The following is a 16270-nucleotide window of genomic DNA, read 5'->3' as shown; positions in this document are numbered from 1 at the left end:
CCGTGCAGGTCATTCCGCACATCACGAACGAAATCCAGGCGTTCATCGAGCGCGGGGCCGCATCGGCCACCTGCGGCGAGCCGGACGTCGCGATCGTCGAGATCGGCGGCACGGTCGGCGACATCGAGTCGCTGCCGTTCCTCGAAGCCGCGCGCCAGATGAGCCTGCGCCTCGGCCGCAACAGCGCGTGCTTCGTGCACCTGACGCTCGTGCCGTACGTCGCGACGGCCGGCGAGCTGAAGACGAAGCCGACCCAGCACAGCGTGCAGAAGCTGCGCGAGATCGGCATCCTGCCGCACGTGCTGCTGTGCCGTGCGGATCGCCGCATCCCCGACGACGAATCGAAGAAGATCTCGATGTTCTCGAACGTGCCGGAAGACGCCGTGATCTCGGTGTGGGACGCCGACAGCATCTACAAGATTCCGCAGATGCTGCACGACCAGGGCCTCGACCGGATCATCTGCGAAGAGCTGAAGCTGTCGCCGAAGGACGCCGACCTGAGCATGTGGTCGGCGCTCGTCGAGAAGCTCGAGAACCCGAAGCAGGAAGTGACGATCGGCATGGTCGGCAAGTACGTCGATCTGACCGAGTCGTACAAGTCGCTGATCGAGGCGCTGCGCCATGCGTCGATCCACACGTCGACCAAGGTCAACATCGAGTACATCGACTCGGAAGAGCTCGAGACGAACGGCGTCGACAGCCTGAAGCATCTCGACGCCGTGCTGGTGCCGGGCGGTTTCGGCCGTCGCGGCACGGAAGGCAAGATCGCCGCGGTTCGCTACGCGCGCGAGTCGAAGGTGCCGTACCTCGGCATCTGCCTCGGCATGCAGCTCGCGGTGATCGAATTCGCGCGCGACGTCGTCGGCCTGAAGCAGGCGAACAGCACGGAATTCGATCCGGACACGCCGGAGCGTGTGGTCGCGCTGATCACCGAATGGTACGACCGCGAAGGCAAGGTCGAGACGCGCACCGAGGAATCCGACCTCGGCGGCACGATGCGCCTGGGTTCGCAACGCTGCCCGATCAAGCCGGGCACGATGGCGGAAGAAATCTACGGCAAGGACGTGAACGAGCGCCATCGCCACCGTTATGAAGTCAATAACCGCTTCGTGCCCCAGCTCGAAGCCGGCGGCCTTATCATCAGCGCCCGTACCCCGAGCGAGGATCTGCCGGAAATGATGGAGCTGCCGCGTTCGATGCACCCGTGGTTCGTCGGCGTCCAGTTCCACCCGGAATTCACGTCCACGCCGCGTGACGGTCATCCTCTGTTCAAGTCGTTCGTCGAAGCGGCGCTTGCCAACAAGCAAGCGCGCGGAGTGCAAGCATGAAGCTGTGCGATTTCGAGGTCGGTCTCGACCAGCCTTTCTTCCTGATCGCGGGTACCTGCGTCGTCGAATCGGAGCAAATGACGATCGACACGGCCGGCCGCCTGAAGGAGATCTGCGAGAAGCTGAACGTTCCGTTCATCTACAAGTCGTCCTACGACAAGGCGAACCGCAGCTCGGGCAAGTCGTTTCGCGGCCTCGGAATGGACGAGGGGCTGCGGATTCTCGGCGAGGTGAAGCGCCAGCTCGGCCTGCCGGTGCTGACCGACGTGCATTCGATCGACGAGATCGAGCAGGTCGCGTCGGTCGTCGACGTGCTGCAGACGCCGGCGTTCCTGTGCCGCCAGACCGACTTCATCCATGCGTGCGCGCGCTCGGGTAAGCCCGTCAACATCAAGAAGGGCCAGTTCCTCGCGCCGCACGACATGAAGAACGTGATCGACAAGGCGCGCGACGCGGCGCGTGAGGCGGGGCTGTCGGAAGACCGCTTCATGGCGTGCGAGCGCGGCGTCTCGTTCGGCTACAACAACCTCGTGTCGGACATGCGTTCGCTCGCGATCATGCGCGAGACGAACGCGCCGGTCGTGTTCGATGCGACCCACTCGGTGCAGTTGCCGGGCGGGCAGGGCACGAGCTCGGGCGGCCAGCGCGAATTCGTGCCGGTGCTCGCCCGTGCGGCGGTCGCGACGGGCGTCGCGGGCCTCTTCATGGAAACGCATCCGAATCCGGCCGAGGCGAAGTCGGATGGCCCGAACGCAGTGCCGCTGAACCGGATGGGCGCGTTGCTGGAGACCCTCGTCACGCTCGACCAGGCGGTGAAGCGCAATCCGTTCCTGGAAAACGATTTCAATTAAAGATCGAATGAACCTTGCGACGGCTTCGCGCGTCTGTAGCGAAAGCGGTTCCGGCACGCACGCCGTCGCAGTTTGAAGAATCCATCGTCATTCTCAGAGGAAACCCATGAGTGCAATCGTAGATATCATCGGCCGCGAGATTCTGGATTCGCGCGGCAACCCCACCGTCGAATGCGACGTGCTGCTCGAATCGGGCACGATGGGCCGCGCGGCGGTGCCGTCGGGCGCGTCCACCGGCTCGCGTGAAGCGATCGAACTGCGCGACGGCGAAGCCGGCCGCTACAACGGCAAGGGTGTGCTGAAGGCAGTCGAGCACATCAACACCGAAATCTCCGAAGCCATCATGGGCCTCGACGCATCGGAACAGGCGTTCCTCGACAAGACGCTGCTCGAGCTGGACGGCACCGACAACAAGTCGCGCCTGGGCGCGAACGCGATGCTGGCCGTGTCGATGGCCGTCGCGAAGGCCGCCGCCGAAGAGGCCGGCCTGCCGCTGTACCGCTACTTCGGCGGTTCGGGTGCGATGCAACTGCCGGTGCCGATGATGAACATCGTCAACGGCGGCGCGCACGCGAACAACAGCCTGGACATCCAGGAATTCATGATCGTTCCGGTCAGCCAGCCGACGTTCCGTGAAGCGCTGCGTTGCGGCGCGGAAGTGTTCCACGCGCTGAAGAAGATCCTGAGCGACCGCGGCATGAGCACGGCCGTCGGCGACGAAGGCGGTTTCGCACCGAACTTCGGCAGCAACGACGAGTGTCTGTCGACGATCCTGCAGGCGATCGAGAAGGCCGGCTACCGTGCGGGCGAAGACGTGCTGCTCGCGCTCGACTGCGCGGCATCCGAATTCTACCACGACGGCAAGTACCAGCTCGCCGGCGAAGGCCTGCAACTGTCGTCGGCCGAATTCACCGACTACCTCGCGACGCTCGCCGACAAGTTCCCGATCGTGTCGATCGAGGACGGCATGCACGAAAGCGACTGGGACGGCTGGAAGCTGCTGACTGACCGCCTCGGCAAGAAGGTGCAGCTGGTCGGCGACGACCTGTTCGTCACGAACACGCGCATCCTGAAGGAAGGCATCGAGAAGGGCATCGCGAACTCGATCCTCATCAAGATCAACCAGATCGGTACGCTGACCGAAACGTTCGCGGCAATCGAAATGGCGAAGCGCGCGGGCTACACGGCCGTGATCTCGCACCGCTCGGGCGAAACGGAAGATTCGACGATCGCGGACATCGCGGTTGGCCTGAACGCCGGTCAGATCAAGACGGGTTCGCTGTCGCGCAGCGACCGCATCTCGAAGTACAACCAGCTGCTGCGCATCGAGGAAGATCTCGGCGACATCGCGAGCTACCCGGGCAAATCGGCTTTCTATAACCTGCGCTAACGCGCTACTATCGGGTTCGTCATCTCGACGCCGCTCTGTGCCTGTGCGCGGAGCGGCGCTTCTTATATCTGCGTCTCTTACATGCGGCTTGTCACTGTCGTCCTGATTGCCTTGCTGGCGCTCATTCAGTACCCCCTATGGTGGGGACACGGCGGCTGGCTGCGGGTGCACGAATTGCGTCAGCAGCTCGACGACCAGCTTCAGAAGAACGCGGACGAGAAGCTGCGCAACGAGCGCACCGCGGGCGAAGTGCAGGATCTGCAGAGCGGCACCGCGGCGATCGAGGAGCGTGCGCGCTACGAGATGGGCATGGTGAAGGACGGCGAAGTATTCGTGCAGTTCGTGTCGCCGAATGCGCCGGCAGGGCCGGTGAACACCACGCCATCGAATACGTCGACGCGCGGCGCGGTTTCGGCGGCGCCGGTGCGGGTCGTGCCGAATCCGCAGTCGATCGCGAAGCCGTCGCGCCATCACGGCGGCGACAAGGGCAAGCCGGCGCATCACTGAGCGCGGTACGTCGAATCCATTGAAAAAGCGCGGGAAATGCCGCGCTTTTTTATTTCCTGCCAGTCGTCAATCGATCGGGCGACGCCCGCTCACCACCACCAGCCCGGGTAGCCGTAGCTGACGCCCGTGCCCCAACGATTGCCCCATCCGCCGTAGTACCCGCCATAGACCGTCACGGGCGGCGGCGAGTAATACGCCCACGCGCGCGCCGCCGCCTCGGCTGCCATCGCGCTGTTCTGTTCGCGCAGCACCTGCTGGTCGATCTCGTCGTAGCGCTTGCGTTCGGCGCTCGACAACACGGGTGGCTGGCCGCCCGACGCGCCCGGTTCGGGCAGGCGGCTCAGGATCGTGGAAGTCGGCGGCGGCATCGCGCAGCCGGCCAGCGCGAGCGTGCCGGCGGCCATGCCCGTCAGGACGACGCTGCGGATGGTGAGCAAGGGGTGAGGGCGATTCATGTGTTTCTCCTGCGGCGCGCCGACCGTGGGAAAGCGGCTTGCGCCGAAGGCCGGGCCTTGGGCGCCTGAGCCGCGCGTGCGGCGCTCGTGCGTCATTATGCGCCCGTGCCGAGCCGGTGGCGGGCACGGGCGCGCGGCTCAGTGACGCTGGTCGGTCGCGGGCGCGATGCCGGTTTCGACACCGGGTGCCGCAAACAGTTGCGCGACGTCGACCGGATCGAATTCGTAGCGCTGGTTGCAGAACTCGCAGTGGATCTCGACGTGGCCGCGCTCGACGATCACGCTGTCGACTTCTTCACGACCGAGCATGCGCAGCATCGCACCGACCTTCTCGCGCGAGCACGAACACTGGAAGCGCGTGCCGGCCGGTTCGAAGTGCTGCACGTTTTCCTGCCAGAACAGCCGGCGGAACACGACTTCCGGTTCGACTTCGAGCAGTTCCTTCGCGGACAGCGTGCCGCCGAGCGTGCACACGCGCTCCCACGTGTCGATATCGGTTTCGGCGTTGCGCGGCACGATGCCGCCGTCGCCCGGCAGCTTCTGCAGCAGCATGCCGACCGCGCGGTCGCGATCGGCTGCGAGCCACAGCCGCGTGTCGAGCTGCTCCGAGTGATGCATGTAGTGCTCGAGCACCTGCGACACCGATTCGAGCGGGCCGTCGATGCCGTTCAGCGGCACGATGCCTTGATACGGCTGCTGGCCCGGCAGCTTGTCGGCCGGATCGAGCGTGATCACGCAGCGGCCGTGGCCGCTCGCGTTGACGAGCGACGCGAAACTCGTGTCGTCGCTGATCGTCTGCGCGGCGTCGCCGGAGAACTTCGCGGTGGCCCGCATCGACAGATCGGACCCGCACTGGACGACCAGCATCTGGATCGGCCCGTCGCCGAAGATCTGCATGATCAGTGTGCCGTGAAATTTCAGGTTCGCGGACAGCAGCGCGCACGCGGCCATCATCTCGCCGAGCACCGTGCGCACCGGGGCAGGGTAGTCGCGGCGGGCGAGCACTTCCTGCCACGTGTTGCGCAGCGAAACGATCTCGCCGCGCACGGGCGCCGCATTGAACATGAATTTCTGTAACTGGTCGCTCACTCTTCTTCCTTGAAATCCGTGCGAATCACCCGATCCGCACGAGTTGCTCCTTGAAATGCGCGCGTCGCTCGACATACGTCTTCGCGTTCGCGCGCAGCCGCGCGACGTCTTCGGCCGACAGCTCGCGCACGACTTTCGCCGGTGCGCCGAGAATCAGCGAGTTGTCAGGGAACGTCTTGCCTTCCGTCACGACCGCGCCGGCACCGACCAGACAGTTGCGGCCGATGACCGCTCCATTCAAGACCACCGCCTGAATCCCGACCAGCGAACCTTCGCCGATCGTGCAGCCGTGCAGCATCGCCTGGTGCCCGATCGTCACGTTCTCGGCAATCGTCAGCGGAAAGCCGGGGTCGGTATGCAGGACCGCGCCTTCCTGGACGTTGCTGCCGGCGCCGACCGTGATCGTCTCGTTGTCGCCGCGAATCGTCGCGTCGAACCACACGCTCGCGTTTTCCTCGAGCACGACCTTGCCGATGATGGCCGCCGTATCGGCGACGAATACGCTTTCGTGGATCGTCGGGGCCGTCTCGCCCAGCTTGTAGATCGTCACGGAGTCTCCTTGTCTCTTCGATGATGGGCGCCGGTAGAATGGCGCGTCCGGTTTGCCCGGCGCCTGGCGCCGCGGAACAAACGCATATTGTAAACCGTCGCGCGCCGATGCTCCCGCGATGCGTACGCAAGGTGTCCCCGTTTATGAGCATGGAGTCTTCTTCTTTCGACCAGCCGCAGGCCTGTGTGCGCAGCGTGGCGCTCGATGCGCTGCGTATTGCCGAGCCGGCGGCCAAGGCGGCGCGGGTGCGCGCGCTGCACGATGCGCTGCGCGCCGGGCAGGCGGCGATCGCGCCGGCGCTCCAGTTGCGCGAACCGGCCGGTCTGCCGGGGCGCCCGGCGCGGCCCCCGCTGGTCGAGCCGCGCGAGCTGCAGCGGCGCAGCATGCGATCGCCCGAAGGGCGCGCCGTGCTGCTGCACGCGCTCGCCCATATCGAGTTCAACGCGATCAACCTGGCGCTCGACGCGGTCTGGCGCTTCGCGGACATGCCCGACGCGTTCTATGCGGACTGGCTGAAGGTCGCGGCCGAGGAGGCCTATCACTTCACGCTGCTGTCCGACCGGCTCGCCGACGGCTTCGGGCATGCGTACGGCGATTTTCCCGCGCATAACGGGCTATGGGAGATGTGCGAGCGGACCAAGGACGATGTGCTCGCGCGCATGGCGCTCGTGCCGCGCACGCTCGAGGCGCGCGGGCTGGACGCCTCGCCACCGATCCGCGCGCGGCTCGTGCAGGCGGGCGACGACGCGTCGGCTGCGATCCTCGACGTGATCCTGCGCGATGAAATCGGCCATGTCGCGATCGGCAACCGCTGGTTCCGCCATCTGTGCGACGCAGCCGGGCGCGACCCCGTGCCGACCTATCGGCAGCTCGCCGAGCAATACCACGCGCCGCGGCTGCGCGGCCCGTTCAATTTCGATGCGCGACGCGATGCCGGCTTCGAGCAGGCCGAACTCGACGAACTGGCTGCGCAGGACGCGGCGGACGGGCGCACCGCGCATTAGCCGGCTCGCGTGCGGCTGCGTCCGGTGGGCCGCCTGCTTGCGCGCCCGATCGACAGCCTCTTTCTGCCTGGCGCCGTACCACCTCGCCGCTAGAGCGGTACCTCGATTGCCGGCCGCCGGAACCGGGGTGTCGCCGCTATAATCGAACGACCATTCTTTTTTTTGGCGGCTGCGATGAGTGCCTCGAGTTCTGTTTCCGATTTCGTCACGGTGCGCGGCGTCCAGCTGCATGTGCGGCGCTGGGGCCGGCCCGATGCGCCGACGCTGTTCATGCTGCACGGCTGGATGGACGTCGCGGCGTCGTTCCAGTTCGTCGTCGATGCACTCGCGGGCGACTGGCAGGTGATCGCGCCCGATGCGCGCGGCTTCGGGCTGTCCGACTGGCCGGTCGCGCGGCAGGGCGGCGGCCACTACTGGTTCCACGAATACCTGGGCGACCTCGATGCGCTCGTCGACCGCTACGCGCCGACCGGCGAGGTCAATCTGGTCGGACACAGCATGGGCGCGAACGTCGTGTGCCTGTATGCCGGCGCCCGGCCGGAACGCGTGCGCCGCGTGGTCGATCTCGAAGGGTTCGGGCTCGCGCCGGCCCGCGCCGAACAGGCGCCGCGCCGGCTGCGCGGCTGGCTCGACGAGCTGCGCGAGCCGCCCGCGCTGCGGCCGTACGCGTCCCTCGACGACGTGGCGGCGCGCCTGATCAAGACCAATCCGCGGCTCGACCCGCGCCGCGCCGCGTTTCTGGCCGCGCACTGGTCGAAACGCGGCGACGACGGCCTCTACCATCTGCTCGCCGATCCGGCGCACAAGATGCCGGGCCCGCTGCTGTACCGGCTCGACGAAGTGATGGCGACCTGGAAGCAGGTGCGCGCAAAGGTGCTGCACGTCGAGGCCGTCAATTCTCCGACGCTCGCGCACCTGGCCGGCGACATCCCGCTGCCCGAATTCAAGGCGCGCTTCAACGCGTTCCCCGACTGGCGCGAGAAGCTCATCGAGGATGCCGGCCACATGGTGCATCACGACCAGCCCGAGCAGATCGCGGCGTTGATCGAGGCGTTCTGCGCGTAGGCGCGTGGCACGGGCGGCACGGCAGGCGGGCGGCGCAATTGCCGCGTTGCAGTAGAATGAGGCCTTACCTGCCATGCCGACAATGAACGCCGATCTCCACTGCCATTCCAATGTTTCCGACGGGTTGCTGTCGCCTGCCGACGTCGCGCGCCGCGCGCATGCGGGCGGGGTGACCCTGTGGGCGCTGACCGACCATGACGAGATCGGCGGCCAGGCGGCGGCGCGCAGCGAGGCGGAAGCGCTCGGCATGCGCTACCTGAGCGGCGTCGAGATTTCGGTCACGTGGGCATCGCGCACCGTGCACATCGTCGGTCTGAACATCGATCCCGCCCATCCGGCGCTGGTCGACGGCCTGTATCGCACGCGCCACGGCCGTGCGGCGCGCGCGGTGGCGATCGCGGAGCAACTCGCGACGCTCGGCATCCCCGGCGCGTACGAAGGTGCACTCAAATACGTATCGAATCCCGACCTGATCTCGCGCACGCACTTCGCGCGTTTTCTCGTCGAGAACGGCCACGCCGAATCGACGTCGGACGTATTCGATCGCCTGCTCGGCGACGGCAAGCCCGGCTTCGTCCCGCACCGCTGGGCGTCCCTGTCCGACGCGGTTGGCTGGATTCGCGCGGCAGGCGGCGAAGCGGTGGTCGCGCATCCGGGCCGCTATCGCTATACGCCGGTCGAATTCGACGCGTTCTTCGGCGAGTTCATCGATCTCGGCGGCCGCGCGATCGAGGTCATCACGGGCAGTCACACGCCCGACCAGTACCGCGAATACGCGGACGTTGCGCGCCGCTTCGGCTTCGAAGTGTCGCGCGGCTCGGATTTCCACGCACCGGGCGAGGGCCGCATCGAGCTCGGCAGCCTGCCGCCGTTGCCGCCCGACCTGACACCGGTCTGGGAGCGCTGGCTCTGACGCCGGGCGGCTTCGGGCCGCCCGTGTTGCCGCCGATGCGCACATCCGACTTCTCCCTCTTTACGTGTCCCCATGTCCCAGTTCTTCAGGATTCATCCGGATAATCCGCAGCCGCGCCTGATCAAGCAGGCGGTGGAGATCGTCAGCAAGGGCGGCGTGATCGCGATGCCGACCGATTCGAGCTATGCGCTCGCGTGCCATCTCGACGACAAGGATGCGGTCGAGCGCGTGCGGCGGATTCGCGGCCTCGACGAGAAGCAGCACCTGTCGCTGCTCGTGCGCGACCTGTCGGAGCTCGCCAACTTCGCGATGGTCGACAACCGCCAGTACCGGCAGATCAAGTCGGTGACGCCGGGCCCGTACGTGTTCATCCTGCAGGCGACGAAGGAAGTGCCGCGCCGGCTGTCGCACCCGTCGCGCAAGACGATCGGGCTGCGCGTGCCGGATCACGCGATCACGCTCGCGCTGCTGGAGTCGCTCGGCCAGCCGCTGCTCGGCACGACGCTGATCCTGCCGCCGGACGACGAACCGCTGAACGATCCCGAGGAAATCCGCACGCGGCTCGAGAAACAGGTCGACCTCGTGATCGACGGCGGCGCGTGCCCGCGCGAGCCGTCGACGGTGATCGACCTGACCGGCGATGCGCCCGAACTCATCCGTGCGGGGCGCGGCGCGCTCGAACCGTTCGGACTCTCGGCCGCATGACCCGCGGTGTCATTTTTGCGCGAGTGCGCTTGTTACAATAACGCGATATGGATGCTTCCCTGATACAGACCATCGCCGTCTACGCGCTGCCCGTGATCTTCGCGATCACGCTGCACGAGGCCGCGCATGGCTACGCCGCGCGCCTGCTCGGCGACAACACCGCCTACGCGATGGGGCGCGTGTCGTTCAATCCGATGCGCCACATCGACCCGCTCGGCACGATCGCGATTCCGCTCGCGATGTACTTCCTGACCGGCGGCGCATTCCTGTTCGGCTATGCGAAGCCGGTGCCGGTGTCGTTCGGCAACCTGCGCAATCCGCGCTGGGGCAGCCTGTGGGTCGCGCTCGCGGGCCCGGCCTGCAACTTCGTGCAGGCGCTCGTCTGGGGCCTGCTGACCCTGGTGCTGCCGGCCGTCGGCGTCGACGAGCCGTTCTTCACGCGGATGGCGTTCGCCGGCGTCAGCGCGAACCTCGTGCTCGGCGTGCTGAACCTGTTTCCGCTGCCGCCGCTCGACGGCGGCCGCATCCTAGCGGCGCTGCTGCCGACCCGACAATCGATCGCGCTGTCGCGCATCGAGCCGTACGGTTTCATCATCGTCCTCGTGCTCGTCACGACGGGCGTGCTGACGAACTTCTGGCTGCGTCCGCTCGTTAATGTCGGCTACGCCGTCCTGAGCGCCATCCTGTCTCCCTTCGCCTCGCTTTTCTAACGACAATCATGTTCCCAGAACGTATTTTCTCCGGCATGCGACCCACCGGGTCGCTGCACCTCGGTCATTACCACGGCGTGCTGAAAAACTGGGTGAAGCTGCAGTCCGAGTACCCGTGCTTCTTCTGTGTCGTCGACTGGCATGCGCTGACGACGCACTACGAGACGCCCGAGGTCATCGAGAAGAACGTGTGGGACGTGCTGATCGACTGGCTCGCGTCCGGCATCGATCCGGCGCAGGCGACGCTGTTCATCCAGAGCAAGGTGCCCGAGCACGCGGAACTCGCGCTGCTGCTCGGCATGAGCACGCCGCTCGGCTGGCTCGAGCGCGTGCCGACCTACAAGGAGCAGATGGAGAAGCTGAAGGACAAGGATCTGTCCACCTACGGCTTCCTCGGCTACCCGGTGCTGATGGCGGCCGACATCCTGCTGTATCGCGGCTCGCTGGTGCCGGTCGGCGAGGATCAGGTGCCGCACGTCGAGATGACGCGCGAGATCGCGCGCCGCTTCAACTACCTGTACGGCCGCGAGCCCGGTTTCGAGGAGAAGGCGCTCGAGGCCGCGAAGAAGCTCGGCGGCAAGCGCGCGAAGCTCTATCACGAGCTGCGCAACGCGTATCAGCAGGAAGGCGACGACGAGGCGCTCGAACAGGCGCGTGCGATGCTGCAGGAATCGCAAAGCCTGTCGATGAGCGACCGCGAGCGCCTGTTCGGCTATCTCGAAGGCGCGCGCAAGATCATCCTGGTCGAGCCGCAGGCGCTGCTGACCGAAGCGTCGCGGATGCCGGGCCTCGACGGGCAGAAGATGTCCAAGTCGTACGGCAACACGATCGGCCTGCGTGAAGACGCCGACACGATCACGAAGAAGGTCCGCACGATGCCGACCGATCCCGCACGCGTGCGCCGCACCGATCCGGGCGATCCCGACAAGTGCCCGGTGTGGCAGCTTCATCAGGTCTACACGGACGAAGCGACGCACGAATGGGTGCAGAAGGGCTGCCGCTCGGCGGGTATCGGGTGCCTCGACTGCAAGCAGCCGGTCGTCGAAGGCATCCTGCGCGAACAGCAGCCGATGCTCGAGCGCGCGCAGAAGTACATGGACGATCCGTCGCTGCTGCGCGCGATCGTCGCGGACGGTTGCGACAAGGCGCGCAAGTACGCGACGGAAACGATGCGCGACGTGCGCGACGCGATGGGCCTGTCGTACAACTGATCCGGCGCATGAGCGAATCCGTCATCGCCGCCGCGGGCGGCCACGTCGGCCAGGCCGAGCCGTCGCGCTGGGTCGCGCAATGGGCGCGGTTCGTGCCGGCCGGCGGGGCGGTGCTGGACGTCGCCGCGGGCGGCGGTCGCCACGCGGGCTGGTTCGCGTCGCGCGGGCATCCGGTCGTCGCGCTCGACCGTGACCCGGCCGCGCTGGCCGCGTTGCGCGCGATTCCCGGCGTCGACGCCCGCGCGGCCGATCTCGAAGGCGCGCCATGGCCGCTGCCGGCCGGCGAGCGGTTTGCGGCCGTGATCGTCACGAATTACCTGCATCGCCCGCTCTGGCCCCATCTGCTCGATGCCGTGGCGCCGGGCGGCGTGCTGATTTACGAAACTTTCGCGCAAGGAAACGAAACGGTCGGAAAACCGTCCAACCCCGCGTTCCTGCTCGCCCCGGGCGAGTTGCTGGACGCGGTGCACGGCCGCCTGCGGGTGGTCGCGTACGAGGACGGTTTCGTGGCCGCGCCGCGCGAGGCATTCGTCCAGCGTCTCTGCGCAGTGCGCGAGGGCGCGACCCCGAAGGCGGGGGCGGGAATTCCACGTTACGAACTGCCCGGCTAATCCGCTACAATCTCAACGTTTACCGGTACACAATCAATCGCGTTTCATGGCTAACGGCACCCAAGACGGCATTCAAATCCGCGGCAGCATCCCCGCGATCGTCACCCCGATGCTCGAAGACGGCAGTCTCGACCTGCCGGCGTTTCGCAAACTGGTCGACTGGCACATCGCGGAAGGCACCGATGCGCTCGTCGTCGTCGGTACGAGCGGCGAGTCGGCAACGCTCAGCGTCGAAGAGCACATCCTGATGATCCGCACGGCGGTCGAGCATGCGGCGAAACGCATCCCGATTATCGCGGGCGCGGGCGGCAATTCGACCGCCGAGGCGATCGAGCTGACGAAGCACGCGAAAGCCGTCGGCGCGGACGCGACGCTGCAGGTCGTGCCGTACTACAACAAGCCGACGCAGGAAGGCATGTACCGCCACTTCCGGACGATCGCCGAAGCGGTCGACCTGCCTGTGATCCTGTACAACGTGCCGGGCCGGACGGTCGCGGACATGACGCACGAGACGACGCTGCGCCTCGCGGAAGTCCCGGGCATCATCGGCGTGAAGGAAGCGACCGGCAACATCGATCGCGCCGCGCACCTGATCAAGGCCGCACCGAAGCATTTCGCGATCTACAGCGGCGACGATCCGACCGCGATCGCGCTGATGCTGCTCGGCGGCCACGGCAACATCTCGGTGACCGCGAACGTCGCGCCGCGCGCGATGAGCGAGCTGTGCCGCGCGGCGCTGGCCGGCGACGTGCAGACGGCCCGCGCGCTGCACATGAAGCTGCTGTCGCTGCACAAGAACCTGTTCATCGAAGCGAACCCGATCCCGGTGAAGTGGGCGCTGCAGACGATGGGCAAGATGCAGGGCGGCATCCGGCTGCCGCTCACGGCGCTCGACGAGCGCTGCCACGATGCCGTGCGTTCGGCCCTCGTCGAGGCCGGCGTCCTCTGATGCCGAGGCGGCCGCGTCCTGCGGCCGCCGGCTCGACCCCTGATCAACCCGCACCGGCCGGCTCCGTCCGGCGCCGCTCCTGACGAGCGTTCTAGCAAGACGAAGGATTTCATGAAACGTTTCGCCTTTTCCTCTCGCGCCATCCAGTTGTCGGTGGTGGCGCTGGCGCTGGGCGCGCTCGCTGGCTGCGATACGCTGAACGACTACCTGGCCCCTGACCGGGTCAATTACAAGAACACCGGCTCGGCGCCGCCGCTCGCGGTGCCGAGCGACCTGAAGCCGGTGCAGACGACGCAGCAGTTCGTCGCGCCGCCGACCAACGCCGGGCTCGGCACGCTGCCGCCGCGGGCCACGACGCAGGCCGGCAACGCGACCGACGGCATTCCGAGTGCGCAGGATCCGCTCGGCATGCACATCGAGCGCGACGGCGATCGCCGCTGGCTCGTCGTCGACGGCCGGACGCCCGAGCAGCTGTGGCCGATCCTGAAGGAATTCTGGCAGGAAAACGGCTTCTCGCTGAAGACCGATGCGCCGTCGACGGGCATCATGGCCACCGACTGGGCCGAGAACCGCGCGAACATTCCGGACGACTGGTTCCGCCGCACGATCGGCCGGGTCATCGATTTCGCCTATTCGTCGGGCACGCGCGACCGCTTCCGCACGCTCGTGAACCGTACGTCCGACGGCAACACCGACATCTCGATCACGCACAGCGCGATGGAAGAAATGATGGTCGGCCCGCAGGGCGGCACGTCGTCGCGCTGGGAGGAGCGTCCGCGCAATCCGGTGCTCGAAGCCGTGTTCCTGTCGAAGCTGATGCAGAAGTTCGGCCTGACCGACGCGCAGGCGAAGCAGTTGCTGACCGATGCGCGCCCCGCGACGGCGCCGGCGCAGGTCAGCGACACGAGCGGCGGCGCCGCGACGCTGCAACTGGCCGAGTCGTTCGACCGCGCATGGCTGCGCGTGGGCCTGGCGCTCGACCGGACCAACTTCACGGTCGACAATCGCGACCGCGAGAAGGGCATGTACACCGTGCGCTATGCGAATTCGATGGAAGAGCTCAAGCGTGACGGCCTGTTCGGCAAGCTGTTCTACGGCGGCCCGTCGGCAGCCAAGCCGGGCAAGGAATACCTGATCAACGTGCGCGCGCAGGGCAACGGCGGCACGCAGGTCGCGGTGGTCGGCGCGAACGGCCAGGTCGACAACTCGTCGGACGCGCAGCGGCTCATTTCGCTGCTGCACGCGCAGCTGAACTGAGCGCGTGCGATTCGCCAGCCTCGGAAGCGGCAGCGAAGGCAACGCGCTGGTCGTCGAGGCCTCCAGCGGCACGACGACCACCCGCGTGCTGCTCGACTGCGGCTTTTCTGCCAAGGAGGTCGAGCGCCGGCTCGGCCGACTGAATCTCTGCATCGCCGATCTCGATGCGATCCTCATCACCCACGAACACAGCGACCACGTCGGCAGCGCGCTGACGCTTGCGCGCCGCGCGTCGTTGCCGCTCTACATGAGCTGGGGCACCGCGCGCGCGGTCGGCGCGGACGAGGCCGATGTCGATCTCCACGTGCTGTGGGGCGACGAGACGGCCGCGATAGGCGATCTCGCCGTGATGCCCTATACGGTTCCCCACGACGCGCGGGAACCGCTCCAGTTCGTCTTCATGGACGGAAACCGCCGGCTCGGCGTGCTGACGGACGTCGGGATGGCCACGCCGCACATCACGGCCGTCCTGAGCGGCTGTGACGCGCTGGTGCTCGAATCCAATCACGATACTGCGATGCTGGCCGCCAGCCGCTATCCGCAGTCGCTGAAGGCGCGGATCGGCGGCAACCACGGCCACCTGAGCAATGCCGCCGCGGCCGACATCCTCGCGTCGCTGGAACGCAGCCGTCTCCAGCACCTGGTCGCGGCCCATCTGAGCCAGCAGAACAATCTGCCGGAACTGGCCCGCCAGGCGTTTGGCGGCGTACTTGGGACGGACGGCGAAGACGTGGTCGTGGCCTCGCAGGACGCGGGCTTCGACTGGCTGATGCTCGGATGAGCGGAGCGGGGCTGCTGCGGCGGCCCGAAGCGGCTGCCGGGCGCTCGATTCGAAAGCGGCAGACGTAAAAAAACCGGCCCTCGGGCCGGTTTTTTTCAGCTGATGCTGAAGGCTTACTGGCTTGCGCCCGAAGCCGGAGCAGCCGTCGCTGCCGAAGCAGCCGACGCCACTGCAGCAGCAGCGTCGCTCGCAGCAGCCGTTGCCGACGAAGCAGCAGCCGAAGCGTCGCTCGCAGCACCAGCAACTGCCGAAGCAGCCGACGAAGCAGCAGCAGCCGCGTCGCTTGCAGCCGACGAAGCAGCTTGATCAGCGCTCTTGTTGCAAGCAGCCAGTGCAACAGCAGCCAACAGGGAAGCTACGAGGAGGGATTTCTTCATGATCACGTCCTTTTATGGTTAAAGGTAAGCAACAGCGCGAAACAATACCGGTAATGTGCTCCAACACCGACCTGGGCCGCTGGTGGAGATGCACTTCTTAGAGCGTGAATCTTCCCTACGGCTTGGGCGGAAATTATATGCACTTTCCTATCGACCGTCGACAAATGCGGGGTCAATACGTTGTCTTTCCCATACAGAATTTGATCTGTACGGGCATACGGGGCGACTCACACTAATTCCGGTTTCCGACCCGTATCCAGCCCGCACGATACCACTCGTGCAACAAGGCTGTCATCGAGGGAACCCGGGATAGTGTTACAAACCGTTTCGCCTCCATCTGGCGTTGATTGGCCAGTTCGGGCAGCCATTCCTCGGCTTCCTCGAGCGGTCCTTCCTCGCCATTAATGAAGTACGAGCGCGCGTTATACATCAATGCGGCCCTTCTGTCGAGACGCACGCCACGGCGTGACGCTTGCGTGACGAATGCGGCCTCGGACAGCGGGCGCTCGGGCGGGTC

19 protein-coding genes and 1 pseudogene are annotated in these 16270 nt (G+C 66.5%); 15 read left to right on the top strand and 5 right to left on the bottom strand.

The features are described 5' to 3' along the window. The 4 genes from JMF90_RS03790 to ftsB form a co-directional block, all read left to right on the top strand. Positions 1-1328 (top strand): CTP synthase (locus JMF90_RS03790; protein WP_201324960.1); only part of this gene is annotated, 1328 nt, incomplete at its 5' end. After that, the gene (kdsA, locus tag JMF90_RS03785; RefSeq protein ID WP_006478405.1) at positions 1325-2179 is read left to right on the top strand and encodes a 3-deoxy-8-phosphooctulonate synthase; all 855 of its coding nucleotides are present in this window, start codon (positions 1325-1327) and stop codon (positions 2177-2179) included. The genes JMF90_RS03790 and kdsA, both read left to right, overlap by 4 nt. Before the next feature lie 106 nt (positions 2180-2285). Continuing rightward, entirely contained in the window at positions 2286-3569 is a 1284-nt protein-coding gene (gene eno, locus JMF90_RS03780) for a phosphopyruvate hydratase (RefSeq protein WP_006478406.1), read from the top strand. 81 nt (positions 3570-3650) lie between these two features. Then, entirely contained in the window at positions 3651-4076 is a 426-nt protein-coding gene (ftsB, locus tag JMF90_RS03775; protein ID WP_011549473.1) for a cell division protein FtsB, read from the top strand. Positions 4077-4165: 89 nt separating this feature from the next. Here ftsB and JMF90_RS03770 read toward each other — a convergent pair whose 3' ends face one another. The 3 genes from JMF90_RS03770 to JMF90_RS03760 all read right to left on the bottom strand — a co-directional run bounded on the left by JMF90_RS03770 (position 4166) and on the right by JMF90_RS03760 (position 6170). Then, positions 4166-4531 (bottom strand): hypothetical protein, encoded by a 366-nt coding sequence (locus JMF90_RS03770; RefSeq protein WP_006478408.1) that lies wholly within the window; start codon positions 4529-4531, stop codon positions 4166-4168. A 138-nt stretch (positions 4532-4669) separates the two neighbouring features. After that, complete coding sequence (hslO, locus tag JMF90_RS03765; RefSeq protein WP_201316986.1) at positions 4670-5620, bottom strand: Hsp33 family molecular chaperone HslO; 951 nt, start codon at positions 5618-5620, stop codon at positions 4670-4672. A gap of 25 nt (positions 5621-5645) precedes the next feature. Further along, positions 5646-6170, bottom strand: a complete 525-nt coding sequence (locus JMF90_RS03760) for a gamma carbonic anhydrase family protein (RefSeq protein WP_200093648.1) — start codon at positions 6168-6170, stop codon at positions 5646-5648. Positions 6171-6313: 143 nt separating this feature from the next. Between JMF90_RS03760 and JMF90_RS03755 the strand changes: the two genes are divergently transcribed. The 11 genes from JMF90_RS03755 to JMF90_RS03705 all read left to right on the top strand — a co-directional run bounded on the left by JMF90_RS03755 (position 6314) and on the right by JMF90_RS03705 (position 15682). Next, complete coding sequence (locus JMF90_RS03755) at positions 6314-7174, top strand: ferritin-like domain-containing protein (protein ID WP_185642967.1); 861 nt, start codon at positions 6314-6316, stop codon at positions 7172-7174. 174 nt (positions 7175-7348) lie between these two features. Then, positions 7349-8239: an alpha/beta fold hydrolase gene (locus JMF90_RS03750; RefSeq protein ID WP_006478412.1), complete on the top strand. Its 891-nt coding sequence runs from the start codon at positions 7349-7351 to the stop codon at positions 8237-8239. An 82-nt stretch (positions 8240-8321) separates the two neighbouring features. After that, the gene (locus tag JMF90_RS03745) at positions 8322-9152 is read left to right on the top strand and encodes a 3',5'-nucleoside bisphosphate phosphatase (RefSeq protein WP_027805809.1); all 831 of its coding nucleotides are present in this window, start codon (positions 8322-8324) and stop codon (positions 9150-9152) included. A gap of 72 nt (positions 9153-9224) precedes the next feature. After that, on the top strand, positions 9225-9857 hold the full coding sequence (locus tag JMF90_RS03740) for an L-threonylcarbamoyladenylate synthase (protein ID WP_006487045.1): 633 nt from the start codon (positions 9225-9227) through the stop codon (positions 9855-9857). A gap of 47 nt (positions 9858-9904) precedes the next feature. Continuing rightward, positions 9905-10567, top strand: coding sequence for a site-2 protease family protein (locus tag JMF90_RS03735; protein WP_011549479.1), 663 nt, complete (start codon positions 9905-9907; stop codon positions 10565-10567). An 8-nt stretch (positions 10568-10575) separates the two neighbouring features. After that, on the top strand, positions 10576-11778 hold the full coding sequence (locus tag JMF90_RS03730) for a tryptophan--tRNA ligase (RefSeq protein WP_012328807.1): 1203 nt from the start codon (positions 10576-10578) through the stop codon (positions 11776-11778). A gap of 8 nt (positions 11779-11786) precedes the next feature. Next, a complete protein-coding gene (locus JMF90_RS03725) occupies positions 11787-12389 on the top strand; it encodes a bifunctional 2-polyprenyl-6-hydroxyphenol methylase/3-demethylubiquinol 3-O-methyltransferase UbiG (RefSeq protein ID WP_200093647.1) in 603 nt (200 codons plus the stop codon). 46 nt (positions 12390-12435) lie between these two features. Continuing rightward, on the top strand, positions 12436-13338 hold the full coding sequence (gene dapA, locus JMF90_RS03720; RefSeq protein ID WP_012328805.1) for a 4-hydroxy-tetrahydrodipicolinate synthase: 903 nt from the start codon (positions 12436-12438) through the stop codon (positions 13336-13338). A 111-nt stretch (positions 13339-13449) separates the two neighbouring features. Further along, positions 13450-14595: an outer membrane protein assembly factor BamC gene (gene bamC / locus JMF90_RS03715; protein ID WP_006478417.1), complete on the top strand. Its 1146-nt coding sequence runs from the start codon at positions 13450-13452 to the stop codon at positions 14593-14595. 4 nt (positions 14596-14599) lie between these two features. Next, entirely contained in the window at positions 14600-15376 is a 777-nt protein-coding gene (locus tag JMF90_RS03710) for an MBL fold metallo-hydrolase (RefSeq protein WP_011549482.1), read from the top strand. Between the two features lie 102 nt (positions 15377-15478). Continuing rightward, complete coding sequence (locus JMF90_RS03705) at positions 15479-15682, top strand: hypothetical protein (protein ID WP_006487056.1); 204 nt, start codon at positions 15479-15481, stop codon at positions 15680-15682. Here the strand turns inward: JMF90_RS03705 and JMF90_RS40685 are convergent. Together JMF90_RS40685 and JMF90_RS03700 are read right to left on the bottom strand one after the other, a co-directional pair. Then, a pseudogene (locus JMF90_RS40685) lies at positions 15683-15929 on the bottom strand (hypothetical protein). 56 nt (positions 15930-15985) lie between these two features. Next, on the bottom strand, positions 15986-16270 hold a 285-nt coding region (locus tag JMF90_RS03700; RefSeq protein ID WP_374104233.1), incomplete at its 5' end, for a winged helix domain-containing protein.

The sequence above is a fragment of the Burkholderia sp. E168m23 genome, assembly GCF_016586125.1.
GTDB classification, from domain to species: Bacteria; Pseudomonadota; Gammaproteobacteria; order Burkholderiales; family Burkholderiaceae; genus Burkholderia; species Burkholderia orbicola.
The sequence above is the reverse complement of the archived record's forward strand: the minus strand, read 5'-3'. Positions and strand labels throughout refer to the sequence as shown.

Excerpts from the sequence above, each read along its gene's own strand:
- kdsA (WP_006478405.1), top strand. The coding sequence starts at position 1,325 with ATGAAGCTGTGCGATTTCGAGGTCGGTCTCGACCAGCCTTTCTTCCTG.
- eno (WP_006478406.1), top strand. The coding sequence starts at position 2,286 with ATGAGTGCAATCGTAGATATCATCGGCCGCGAGATTCTGGATTCGCGC.
- ftsB (WP_011549473.1), top strand. The coding sequence starts at position 3,651 with ATGCGGCTTGTCACTGTCGTCCTGATTGCCTTGCTGGCGCTCATTCAG.
- JMF90_RS03770 (WP_006478408.1), bottom strand. The coding sequence starts at position 4,531 with ATGAATCGCCCTCACCCCTTGCTCACCATCCGCAGCGTCGTCCTGACG.
- JMF90_RS03755 (WP_185642967.1), top strand. The coding sequence starts at position 6,314 with ATGAGCATGGAGTCTTCTTCTTTCGACCAGCCGCAGGCCTGTGTGCGC.
- JMF90_RS03750 (WP_006478412.1), top strand. The coding sequence starts at position 7,349 with ATGAGTGCCTCGAGTTCTGTTTCCGATTTCGTCACGGTGCGCGGCGTC.
- JMF90_RS03745 (WP_027805809.1), top strand. The coding sequence starts at position 8,322 with ATGAACGCCGATCTCCACTGCCATTCCAATGTTTCCGACGGGTTGCTG.
- JMF90_RS03740 (WP_006487045.1), top strand. The coding sequence starts at position 9,225 with ATGTCCCAGTTCTTCAGGATTCATCCGGATAATCCGCAGCCGCGCCTG.
- JMF90_RS03735 (WP_011549479.1), top strand. The coding sequence starts at position 9,905 with ATGGATGCTTCCCTGATACAGACCATCGCCGTCTACGCGCTGCCCGTG.
- JMF90_RS03730 (WP_012328807.1), top strand. The coding sequence starts at position 10,576 with ATGTTCCCAGAACGTATTTTCTCCGGCATGCGACCCACCGGGTCGCTG.
- JMF90_RS03725 (WP_200093647.1), top strand. The coding sequence starts at position 11,787 with ATGAGCGAATCCGTCATCGCCGCCGCGGGCGGCCACGTCGGCCAGGCC.
- dapA (WP_012328805.1), top strand. The coding sequence starts at position 12,436 with ATGGCTAACGGCACCCAAGACGGCATTCAAATCCGCGGCAGCATCCCC.
- bamC (WP_006478417.1), top strand. The coding sequence starts at position 13,450 with ATGAAACGTTTCGCCTTTTCCTCTCGCGCCATCCAGTTGTCGGTGGTG.
- JMF90_RS03705 (WP_006487056.1), top strand. The coding sequence starts at position 15,479 with ATGCTGAAGGCTTACTGGCTTGCGCCCGAAGCCGGAGCAGCCGTCGCT.